This is a genomic window from Bradyrhizobium cosmicum (genome assembly GCF_032290525.1).
Lineage (GTDB): Bacteria > Pseudomonadota > Alphaproteobacteria > Rhizobiales > Xanthobacteraceae > Bradyrhizobium > Bradyrhizobium cosmicum_A.
Map to the genome: position 1 here is coordinate 498,608 of NZ_JASXTA010000002.1, position 10,986 is coordinate 509,593.

The window sequence follows — 10,986 nt, forward strand, 5'->3', positions numbered from 1 at the left end:
TCAGGCGTCATGACGTCATTGGTCATTCATCGCGTCACGACGCTTGATCTTGCCGTGCGGCCGATCGTCTGGGCGTTCGCGGAAGAGCGCCGAGCCGACATCACCGCGCACTTCGCCGAAAAGCAGCGCGAGCGGCCGAGGCTCTGGAATGGCCGCGTCCTGCTCGGGCGGGATGCCGTGTTTACGGACGGCCATCTGGCTGCGACCTACTTCGAAACCGATTTCGCGAGCTTCCTCGCCTGGCGCGACTGGGGCTTTCCCGACACGGCGGTGTTCAATGGCTTCGGCATGGGCGCGCTGCGCACCTCCGACGGCGCTTTCATCATGGGCGAGATGGCGCAGCACACCGCCAACGAGGGCCGCATCTATTTCCCCTCGGGCACGCCCGATCTCGACGACATCAGGGACGGCGTGCTCGACATTCGCGGCAGTGTCGTCCGCGAACTGGGCGAGGAGACCGGCCTGACCGCGACGGAATACTGGGCCGAGCCGGATTGGCACTGCGTCGTCACGAAGGAGGCGATTGCAATGATTCAGATTCTCAACCTTGACATGCCCGGTGACGCCGCGCGCGCCCGGATCGAAGCCAATCTGGCGCGGGAGGCCGAACCGGAATTGTCGGCCATTCATCTCGTGCGCGGGGTGAGTGATCTCACGCCGTCCATGCCGCGATTTGTCACGGCCTTTGTCGAGCAGCAGTTCGCATCGCGCTGACGCGCGAGGCTTGACATCGCTGCGCTCAGCCCATGTGATGGGGTCAAACCATAAGCAAGACGAATGCAATGCACAATCGTCCAGGGAGGTTTTGATGCGCCTGCGCATGGCTGCCCGTTTGGTACGTGGGCTGTTGGTTGCGATATCAGCGACGGGCCTGGTGACTTCGGCCGAGGCTCAAGAGAAGAAAATCAAGATCGGCGTTGTTTTTGACCTGACCGGACCTCTCGCCGGCGGCGGATCCGAGCTCAACTATGTCGGCGCAAAGATCATCCTCGACCATTTCGCCAAGACCGGCGTCGAGGGCTACAAGATCGAGGCGGTCTACGCCGACGCGCAGAGCAAACCCGATATTGCCATCAACGAATCCGTCCGCCTGCGCGAGCAGGAAAAGGTCGACATGGTGCTCGGCTTCTTCTCCTCGGCGCAATGCGTGCCGGTGGCCGCACGCGTCGAGCAGCTCAAGAAGTTCATGTGGATGACGACCTGCATCTCGTCGGCCGTGTTCAACGAGAAGGGCTACAAATACGTCTTCCGCCCCCAGGCGAGCGGCGATCAGTTCGGCATGATGACGATGGATTTCATCGCGCAGAACGCCAAGGCGAAGTTCGACAAGGAGCCGAAGGATCTGCGCGTCGCGATCATCCACGAGGACGGCGCCTATGGCGTCGACGTCTCCAGGGGCAACGAGGCCGGCGCGAAGAAGGCGGGCTTCAACGTCGTGATGAACGAAGGCTATTCGGCGACCGCGCCTGATCTCTCCGCGCTGGTGACCAAGCTGAAGCGCGCCAAGCCCGACGTCATTTTCCACACCGGCTACAACCCCGATATCACGCTGTTGTTGCGCCAGGCCCGCGAGCAGGGGCTGAAGTTCGGCGCACTGATGGGGCACGGCGCAGGCTACGGCGTCTATGAGAAGCTGAAGGAGGGCATGGGGATGGACGCCGCCTACATCTTCAACGCCGACCCGATCTCGATCTGGCTCGCCAACCAGAAGACCATGGATCCGAAGCTCCCGGCCGTGATCAAGATGGTCGGCGAGGAGTTCGACAAGATCAGGCCGGGTGTCGCCATCCGCTCGGCGCATGTCGGCATCGGCGCGTCCAACACCTACGTCTTCATGGCCGACGTGCTGCCGCGCGCGATCAAGAAATATGGCGGCGTCGATCCCGACGCGCTGCGCAAGGCCGCGCTCGACACCGACATCCCCGAGGGCGGCACCATGCTCGGCTTTGGCGTCAAGTTCTACGGCGAGGGTACGCCGATGGCCGGGCAGAACGAGCGCTCGTTCCCGGTCGTGATCCAGTATATCGACGACAAATCCTCCGTGGTGTGGCCGAAGAGCCAGGCGCAGCGTGAGGCCGTGCTGCCGCTGCCGAAGGGCACCACCTACAGCAACCAGTAGCGGAGTGCTCCGGTGTTGGAAGTGAACGGATTGGTGAAGCGGTTTGGCGGCTTCACCGCCGTCAACAACGTGTCGTTCAAGGTCGACCAGGGCGAGATCCTCGGCCTGATCGGCCCCAACGGCTCGGGCAAGAGCACGATCTTCAACATGCTCTCCGGCACGCTGGCGCCGACCTCCGGCTCGATCCTGTTCGGCGGTGCCGAGATCGCGGGCCTCGCACCGCACCGGATCATCAATAGCGGCATCGGCCGCACCTTCCAGATTCCGCGGCCGTTCCGCCGCCTGACCATCTTCGAGAACGTCGCGCTGGCCGGTTTCTACGGCCAGGGCCGCCACAGCCGCGTCAAGGCGGAAGAAGCGGCAGAGCGGTCGCTGGCCATGGTCGGCCTGCCCACCGATCGTCATGCCAGCGTCGATGGGCTTGGCGCCGCCGGCCTGAAGAAGCTCGAACTCGCCAAGGCGCTTGCCACCGCGCCAAAACTGCTGCTCGCCGACGAAAGTCTCGGCGGCCTCGACGAGGCCGAGATGGGGCAGGCGGCCGACATGCTGCGCAACATCCGCGACGAGCTCGGCATCACCATCATCTGGGTCGAGCACATCATGGGCGTGCTGATGCGTGTCGTCGATCGCGTCATGGTGCTCGATCACGGCGAGAAGATCTCGGAGGGACTGCCGAGTGCCGTTGCCGGCGACCCGCGCGTGATCGAGGTCTATCTCGGCACCGATGCCGAGACCACGCAGGCCGCGGCCGCAGCAGCGCGCCGCCGCGCGGGAGGCCAATGATGCTGGAGCTCCGCGGTGTCAATGCAGGCTATGGCACGTTCCAGGCGCTGTTCGACGTCAATCTCGACGTGAGGGCGGGCGAAGCCGTCGGTGTCATCGGACCCAACGGTGCCGGCAAGACCACGCTGATGCGCGTGATCTCCGGCCTGATCCGTCCCTCGCGCGGGTCGATCAAAATGGAGAGCGTCGATCTCGTCGCGACACCGCCGCACAAGATCGTCAGCCTCGGCATCGCCCATGTGCCGGAAAACCGCCGGCTGTTTCCGCAGCTCACGGTCGACGACAATCTCAAGATGGGCGCCTTCATGAAGGAGGCGCGCGGCCACTACGCCGAGCGTCTCGACGTCGTGTTCGAACTGTTCCCGCGCCTGAAGGAGCGTCGCTCTCAGATGGCGGGCACCATGTCGGGCGGCGAGCAACAGATGTGCGCGATCGGCCGCGCGCTGATGTCCAATCCGAAACTGCTGCTGCTCGACGAGCCTTCGGCGGGGCTTGCGCCGGTGGTGGTGCAGCAGGTGTTCGAGCTCGTGAAGCGGATCCGCGCCCGCGGCCTGACCGTGCTGATCGTCGAGCAGAACGTGCAGCAGGTGCTGAAAGTGGTCGACCGCGCCTACCTGATCGAGGCGGGCACGATCAGGGCGTCCGGCACCTCGGCCGAAATGCTGGCGAGCGACACGGTCAAGGAAGCGTATCTCGGGGTGTGAGGTTCATGCAGGCGTTCCTGGAGATTTTCGACATCTATCTGCTGGAGGCCGTGATCAACGGCATCCTGCTCGGCGGCGTGCTCGCGCTGCTCGCGCTCGGGCTCAATCTGATCTTCGGCGTCATCGACGTGACCTGGATCTGCTACGCCGAGCTCGTGATGATCGGCATGTACGCCATGTATTTCCTGGTGCAGTATTACGGCATCAGCTATTTCGTCGCGGCGCCGCTCACCATCGTGCTTGTCGGCATCCTCGGCGCGGCGCTGCACTACCTCGTGATCGCGCCGCTGCTGACGGCACCGCCGATCAACCAGTTGCTCGCGACCGGCGGCGTGCTGTTCGTCCTGCAGAGCTTTGCCACCGTCGCCTTCGGCATCGACTTCCGCAACCTCGGCATCCGCCTGCCGGTGCTGGTTTTCGGCGACATGAACTTCAGCTACGCCCGGCTGCTGTCGTTCCTGGCCGCGCTGGTCGGCATGGTTGCGGTTTATCTGTTCATGACCAGGACCTTCACCGGCACCGCGATCCGCGCCATCTCGCAGGACCGCCAGATCATGGCGCTGATGGGCGTCGATACGAAGCGCATCTATCTCGTCACCTCGGCACTCGGCGGCGCGCTGGCCGGGCTCGCGGCTTGCCTTCTTGTGCTGCAATACGACGTGCACCCCTTCGTCGGCCTCTCCTTCGGGCCGATCACCTTCCTGATCTGCGTGCTCGGGGGCCTCGGCAATTTCATCGGCGGCTTCATCGCCGCCTTCGTGTTCGCCGAGATCATCTCGCTCGGCGGCCTGTTCTCCGATCTCGAATGGGGCTACGTGCTCGCCTTCGCCTTCTTCATCGTCATGATGTTCATCCGGCCCGCGGGCCTGCTTGCGAGGCGCCGATGATGGGGCAGGGACGGCTTGCAGCCTGGGGGATAGGGCTGGCGGCGCTGGTCGCGCTGCCGTTCGTCTATCGCGATCCCTATCATCTGCACATCCTGGTGCTGATCCTGATCTGGTCGTTCGCCTACACGTCCTGGTCGATGATGGGGCGGTTCGGCCTGGTCTCGCTCGGCCATGGCGGCTTCATGGGGATCGGCGCCTATGTCACCGCGCTGCTCTGGAATCATCTGGGCTGGTCGCCCTGGGTCGGCATTCCCGTCAGCATGGTCGCGGCCGGCGCGCTGGCGATGATCGTCGGCTATCCCTGCTTCCGCTTCCGCATCACCGGGCACTATTTCGTGCTGGTGACGCTGGCCCTGTCCGGCATCGTGCTGCAGGTCATCACCGCGACGCGCGACTACACCGGCGGCTCGCTCGGCTACACGCCGAACCGGGCGGCCGGCAACAAGCTGCTGGCGCTGCAATTCGACGACAAGATCACCTGGTACCTGATCGCGCTCGGGATCTGGCTGTTCGGCATCGTGGTCTGGCATTGGGTCGACCGCAGCATGGCACGCTATGCGCTGGAGGCGATCTCGGAGGACGAGGACGCCGCGGCCGCCGCCGGCGTCGACGTCACCGCGGAGAAGCTGAAGATCACGCTGCTCAGCGCGCTGATGACGGCGCTCGCCGGGGCGATCTACTGCCAGTACCAGATGTTCATCACGCCCGACACCGTCAGCGGCATCGCGGTGTCGCTCCAGATGGTGTTCGCCGCCATCGTCGGTGGGCTGTTCGTCTCGCTCGGCCCGACCTTCGGCGCCGTCATCACCATCCTGCTCGCCGAGACGCTGCGCATCGGCTTCGGCACCAAGGCGGTCGGCTGGGACAATCTCGTTTACGGCGTGCTGCTCGTGCTTTTCATCATATTCCTTCCCAAGGGTATCCTTGGTAGCGTGCTCGACCGATTGAAGCCGCAACGCAAGGTGCCCCGCGCTCATGAACAAGAAGCCGTCCAGATCGCTCGCCCAGGAGCTTGACCGCTATATCACGCCGTTCCGCTATGATGGATCGGGCAAGTTTCACCTCAAGGACTACAAGACCAACGAGAAGGGCGATCTCGACAAGGAGGCGGCGCAGGAGATCCTCGAGGCCAACAAGAAGCGGCTGATCGAATTCCAGGAGAAGCTCTACGCCCAGGACCGCTGGTCCGTGCTGATCGTGTTCCAGGCCATGGATGCCGGCGGAAAGGATTCCGCGATCAAGGCAATCTTCGAGGGCATCAACCCGCAGGGCTGCGAAGTCACTGCCTTCAAGGCGCCGAGCAGCAAGGAGCTCGACCACGATTTCCTCTGGCGGCACGCGGTCGCGCTGCCCGAGCGCGGCCATATCGGCATCTTCAACCGCTCGCACTACGAGGAATGCCTGGTCACGCGGGTACACCCGGAGATCCTTGCCAGACAGAAGCTGCCGCAAAAGCTCGTCACCAAGAACATCTGGAAGGAGCGCTTCGAGGACATCTCCGCCTTCGAGCGCCACCTCTGCCGCAATGGCACGCTGGTGCTGAAGTTCTTCCTCAACCTGTCCAAGGACGAGCAGCGCGAACGCTTCCTCGCTCGGCTGGAGGAGCCGGCCAAACAGTGGAAGTTCTCCCTGGACGACATCAAGGAGCGCGCGCTGTGGCCGCGCTACCAGGCGGTCTATCAGGACATCGTCCGCCACACCGCGACGCCTCATGCGCCCTGGTATGTCGTGCCTGCGGACCACAAATGGTTCGCCCGCGTCGTGATCGGCTCGGCGATCGTTGCGGCGCTGGAAAAGCTCGACCTGCGCTTTCCCCGTGCCGACAAGGCCTCGCTGGAGGAATTCGAGCTGGTGCGCAAGGCGCTGGAGAAAGAGGGCAAGGAAGGCAAGAGGCGCGCGAAGTGACAGTCAGCTGGCGTCTGAAGCCCGCGCGTTCATGGCCACGGACAAAAAACCGCGAAAACAACCCCATGCACAGTAGCCGGGGATAGCGAAATCAATGGCTTGACGGAGACGGCGCGAGCGATTGCGGATTTTACGAATTCGATTTGACTCGTCGGGCAAAACAGGGGCATGATGTCACCATCGCCCCCCGTCGCCCATCATGAGCAGAAGCGCTCGACATCGGCGGTTGCAGCGTCGAAGCATGTGCCGGCGTCGGTGGCTTTCGCTTCGGCAATTCACGATGCGATGCTTTGCAATCCAGGAACTCGCGCCCAAATGTGATCCTTGCGGCCGCTGATCCTGCTTGACAGTTTTGTGTCTCGGGAGGAGCATCACGGTGGTCGCGAATACGCGACGCGCAACGTCCACCTCATGAGCAAGGGGAGGTCTATGACTCCACCTCCGCAAATCCAGCCGCGTTAAGTGCGATGGAGCTCGTTCGGACTATCGCATAGCGGCAAAAACCGCGAACGGCACGCCGGGTCAAGGTTTAGCGGGCTGCATCAGTAAGGCAAAGCCCCTACCTGCCCGGCGCTGTGCATTCTGCAACACGCTTTTTGTGACGGATGCCTTTGACGAGGGCCACCGTCGCAAATGTCCTCACAACCTGCTTTCTCTCTCCTCCTCGCCGTCATTCCAGGTCCGATTCCCGGAATGACGGGAGAGTGTTTTGCGCGGCGCCTTCCAGCAGGCGCGAGTCGGCGTTGAGACGTGCTTCTCGATCCTGGTTCTCGATCCTGCGCTGCGGCAAATGCCAAGAGATTGCCGCCTGATCGGCAAACTTCCGACACAGGGCGCGGGCGAATAACGGCAATCCGACATGACGCATGCGTTTCGGCGGTGATGATTCCGATTCCGCCGGGGCGCATTTGTTTTTCTAAGGAATCCTCGTGTCGCATAAGCTTGCCTCCGCGCTCCTCGCCGCTCTCTTCCTCGCGATCTCGTCTCTCTCTAGCGCCCGCGCCGAGCCGCCGGCTGCCAGCAGTGCAGCCGCGCTGTCGCCGGACGAGGCCAAGCGGGCGCTGGAGACGCTCCAGGACGACAAGAAGCGCGCGCAGATGATCGACACGCTCCGCGCGATCGCGCATGTATCGGGCCCGCAGCAGCCGGCGCCGCCCGCGCCCGAGCAGAAATCGCCGATCCCGCTCTCGGCCGACGGCCTCGGCGCGCAGCTTCTGCTCACAGTGTCGGAAGAGATCGGCGAGATCTCGCGTGAGATCGCCGGCGTCGCGCGGACGCTGACACATTTCCCGGCCTTCTATTACTGGATCGTGCGCACCGCGAACGATCCCGCCGCCTACAATCTCCTGATCGAGATCGCCTGGAAGCTGGCGCTGGTGCTCGGCTGCGCCCTCGCGGCGGAGTGGGTGATCTTCCGCGCGATCCGGCGTCCGGTCGCCTTCCTGGAGGGGCGCGTGCCGCAGACCGCGCGGCTGCCAGCGCAGGCGCTGCCGATTGCCGATCCGCCATCATCGGTCGCCGATGTCACTCCCGCACCGGAACTGCACAAGCGCCGCAACAATTTGGCGCGGGTCTGGCAGTCGCTGCTGCGGCTGCCCTTCGTTCTCGGGCGTCTCCTGCTCGAACTGCTTCCCGTGTTCGTTTTCATCGGCGTCGCAACCGCACTGCTCGGCACGGAGATCGGCGATCCCGCAACCGCCCGCCTCGTCATCCTCGCGGTCGTCAATGCCTACGCGTTCTCGCGCGGGCTCATCTGCGTCGTCCGCGCGCTGGTGGGACCGTTTGGGCTGATTCCGGTGCGTGCCGAGACCGCCGCCTATATCGAGATCTGGTCGCGGCGCATCGTCGGCGTCGCCGTATCAGGCGTCGCCTTCGCCAATGTGGCGCTGCTGCTCGGCCTGCATCGCGCCGGCTATGCGGCGCTGCTGCGCATGGTGATGCTGGTCGTGCACCTCTTCGTCGTCGTCATCATCCTGCAATGCCGCCGTCAGGTCGCCGAAGCCATCCGTGCCCCGGCCGAACGGCAGGGGATCGCGGCCCGGCTGCGCAATCGCATCGCCGGCGGCTGGCACTATCTTGCCATCGCGCTCGATCTCGCGCTGTGGGCGGTATGGGCGCTCAACATCCGCAACGGCTACTCGCTGCTGCTGCAATACTTCGTCGGAACCGTTGTGGTGGCGCTGATCACGCGCGTCGCAATCATTGTGACGCTGAGCCTGATCGATCGCGGCTTTCGCATCAAGCCGGAGATCCTCCAGCGCTTTCCCGGGCTGGAGACCCGCGCCAACCGCTATCTGCCGCTGCTGCGCCGGATCGTATCCGGCGTGATCGCCTTCATCGGCTTCGTGGCCGTGCTCGAAGTCTGGGGCGTCGATGCCATCGTCTGGTTCTATGGCGGCCAGATCGGCAGCCGGCTGATCTCGGCCGTTGCGACGGTCGGCATCGCCGTGTTCATCGCGGCAGCAATCTGGGAAGCCAGCAACGCGCTGCTGGACCGCCAGATCAACACGCTGTCGCGCGACGGGCATTATGCCAGGGCCGCGCGGCTTCGCACGTTCCAGCCGATGCTGCGGACGGCGCTGCTCTGCCTGATCGCCACGGTGGTCGGGCTCACGGTGCTGAGCGAGATCGGCGTCAATGTCGCGCCGCTGCTCGCGGGCGCCGGCATCGTCGGCATCGCCATCGGCTTCGGTTCGCAAAAGCTGGTGCAGGATCTCATCACCGGTCTGTTCCTGCTGCTGGAGAACACGGTGCAGGTGGGCGATAACGTCAGCGTCTCCGGGCTCTCCGGCGTCGTGGAGAACGTCTCGATCCGTACCATTCGCCTGCGCGCCGGCGACGGCGCCGTGCACATCGTGCCGTTCAGCGCGGTCACGACCATCACCAATGCCAGCCGCGGCGCCGGCAATGCGTCCGTCAGCGTCAATGTCGCCTACAAGGAGGATACTGATCGTGCCGGGCAGATCCTCAAGGACATTGTCGACGAGATGCGGCGCGAGCCGGAGTTTCGCGCGGCAATTCGCGGCGACCTCGAACTCTGGGGCATCGACAAGGTCGACGGCGCCATGGTCTCGATCGTCGGCCAGATCCGCTGCACCGAGGCCGGCCGCTGGCCGGTCCAGCGCGAATTCAACCGCCGCATGAAGCTGCGCTTCCAGCAGAACGGCATCGAGGTCGCATCCCCGGTCCAGACCATCCTGATGCAGATCGCACCGCCGGCCGACAGCGCCGACAATCTGACGCCGCGGCGGGCGGCCGGTTAGGGCGTGTACCCATAAACGTCGGCTTACCAATCCAAAGCGGAAGTCTCCCACCTTGCGTGTGATCGGCGGCTTGTGACCCTGAACCGACATTGCGGCTCCTTCGTTATGGCGGCGCGGTATCGCGACAACCCAAAAAAGCTGCTATACTCAAATGTGAGCGGTCTCAGTCCGGGAGCGGCTCATGAGGCGACGCGAGTTCATCACATTACTCGGCAGCACGGCTGCGATGTGGCCACGCCTAGCGCGCGCGCAGGGGCAGGCTCGCGTCCCCAAAGTTGGCGTGCTCTGGCATGCCGCGAACATCGAAGAAGAAACTCCGTACTATCAGTCACTGGTTGAGGGTTTCAGGAAGCTGGGCTACGTCGACGGACAGAACATAACGCTAGAACATCGCTTTCCTAATGAAGTACCCGAGGTTTTCGGCACGATGGCGGCCGAGCTTGTATCTTTAAAGTGTGATGTATTGGTTGGCGCTGGGGCAGCTGCGCCGCACTTAAAGAAGGCGACAAAAACAATTCCAATAGTATTCATGTTCGGTTTTGACCCTATCGGAGCCGGTCTAGTCGAAAGCCTTGCACGACCCGGTGGGAATGTTACGGGATTGTCGAATTTTTCCGTCCAGCTAAGTGCGAAGCGGTTGCAGTATCTCAAAGAGATTGTCCCGACGGTTACGCGCGTTGGATTACTCATCAACCCAAATGTCAAAATATCGAGCCTGTATGTTCAAGAGGCAACGGAGGCCGGGATCAAGCTCGGCGTTGATATCCAAAGCTTCGAGGTGCGCTCGCTCAGCGACTTCGAGCCCGCATTTGATGCGATGGTGAAGGTTGGCATTCAAGGGGTAGTCGCTAACGGCGAAAGCTTGATCTTTCAGGCCAGGAAAGTGATCGCGAACCTGGCACTTGCGCGTATCTGCCGAGCTGCGGCTACGTAAGAGAGCTTCTTGAGGCTGGAGGTCTTATCTCCTATGGAGTTGACCAGCGCGCGATGGCTCGCCGCGTGGCGGTTTACGTCGATCGCATCTTAAAGGGTAAAAATCCTGCTGAATTGCCCGTGGAGCAACCCACCAGATTTGAGCTCCTCATCAACCTAAAAACCGCCAGGGCACTAGGCGTGATGGTGCCTCACACACTGCTCGACCGTGCGGACGAGGTAATAGAGTAAGGGTCCTTAATGCTCCAGTATCGCAGGAGTCCGCTTGTGGCCCCGTACCCGACCTGCCGTGCGCATCCGGTCGAGGGCTGCTTGTGACCCGAAGCGGAAATCCGTCGCCCAATAATCTTGCTTTTTTGCGTAGCCCTAGATTCCTTTTGCGATCATGCTTT

At 63.2% G+C, this 10,986-nt stretch carries 10 protein-coding genes; all 10 read left to right on the forward strand.

Going from position 1 to position 10,986, the window contains the following annotated elements:
- Positions 1-9 precede the first annotated feature (9 nt).
- A complete protein-coding gene (locus QSV46_RS06090) occupies positions 10-714 on the forward strand; it encodes an NUDIX hydrolase (protein ID WP_314947844.1) in 705 nt (234 codons plus the stop codon).
- Between the two features lie 94 nt (positions 715-808).
- Entirely contained in the window at positions 809-2,119 is a 1,311-nt protein-coding gene (locus QSV46_RS06095; RefSeq protein WP_314947846.1) for an ABC transporter substrate-binding protein, read from the forward strand.
- 12 nt (positions 2,120-2,131) lie between these two features.
- Entirely contained in the window at positions 2,132-2,902 is a 771-nt protein-coding gene (locus tag QSV46_RS06100; protein ID WP_314947849.1) for an ABC transporter ATP-binding protein, read from the forward strand.
- Positions 2,902-3,606, forward strand: a complete 705-nt coding sequence (locus QSV46_RS06105; protein ID WP_314947852.1) for an ABC transporter ATP-binding protein — start codon at positions 2,902-2,904, stop codon at positions 3,604-3,606. Before QSV46_RS06100 ends, QSV46_RS06105 begins: the two co-directional genes overlap by 1 nt.
- 5 nt (positions 3,607-3,611) lie before the next feature.
- Complete coding sequence (locus tag QSV46_RS06110; RefSeq protein ID WP_314947854.1) at positions 3,612-4,493, forward strand: branched-chain amino acid ABC transporter permease; 882 nt, start codon at positions 3,612-3,614, stop codon at positions 4,491-4,493.
- Complete coding sequence (locus QSV46_RS06115) at positions 4,490-5,509, forward strand: branched-chain amino acid ABC transporter permease (RefSeq protein WP_314947857.1); 1,020 nt, start codon at positions 4,490-4,492, stop codon at positions 5,507-5,509. The genes QSV46_RS06110 and QSV46_RS06115 overlap by 4 nt, the downstream gene beginning before the upstream one ends.
- A complete protein-coding gene (locus tag QSV46_RS06120; protein ID WP_314947859.1) occupies positions 5,469-6,398 on the forward strand; it encodes a polyphosphate kinase 2 family protein in 930 nt (309 codons plus the stop codon). The genes QSV46_RS06115 and QSV46_RS06120 overlap by 41 nt, the downstream gene beginning before the upstream one ends.
- A gap of 929 nt (positions 6,399-7,327) precedes the next feature.
- Entirely contained in the window at positions 7,328-9,661 is a 2,334-nt protein-coding gene (locus tag QSV46_RS06125; RefSeq protein WP_314947860.1) for a mechanosensitive ion channel domain-containing protein, read from the forward strand.
- Between the two features lie 181 nt (positions 9,662-9,842).
- On the forward strand, positions 9,843-10,595 hold the full coding sequence (locus tag QSV46_RS06130; RefSeq protein ID WP_314947862.1) for an ABC transporter substrate-binding protein: 753 nt from the start codon (positions 9,843-9,845) through the stop codon (positions 10,593-10,595).
- Positions 10,574-10,825 (forward strand): ABC transporter substrate binding protein, encoded by a 252-nt coding sequence (locus QSV46_RS41370; RefSeq protein WP_409997146.1) that lies wholly within the window; start codon positions 10,574-10,576, stop codon positions 10,823-10,825. Before QSV46_RS06130 ends, QSV46_RS41370 begins: the two co-directional genes overlap by 22 nt.
- The last annotated feature ends 161 nt before the right edge of the window (positions 10,826-10,986 follow it).

Coding starts and splice junctions, on each gene's coding strand:
- QSV46_RS06090 (WP_314947844.1), top strand. CDS start 10: ATGACGTCATTGGTCATTCATCGCGTCACGACGCTTGATCTTGCCGTG.
- QSV46_RS06095 (WP_314947846.1), top strand. CDS start 809: ATGCGCCTGCGCATGGCTGCCCGTTTGGTACGTGGGCTGTTGGTTGCG.
- QSV46_RS06105 (WP_314947852.1), top strand. CDS start 2,902: ATGCTGGAGCTCCGCGGTGTCAATGCAGGCTATGGCACGTTCCAGGCG.
- QSV46_RS06110 (WP_314947854.1), top strand. CDS start 3,612: ATGCAGGCGTTCCTGGAGATTTTCGACATCTATCTGCTGGAGGCCGTG.
- QSV46_RS06115 (WP_314947857.1), top strand. CDS start 4,490: ATGATGGGGCAGGGACGGCTTGCAGCCTGGGGGATAGGGCTGGCGGCG.
- QSV46_RS06120 (WP_314947859.1), top strand. CDS start 5,469: ATGAACAAGAAGCCGTCCAGATCGCTCGCCCAGGAGCTTGACCGCTAT.
- QSV46_RS06130 (WP_314947862.1), top strand. CDS start 9,843: ATGAGGCGACGCGAGTTCATCACATTACTCGGCAGCACGGCTGCGATG.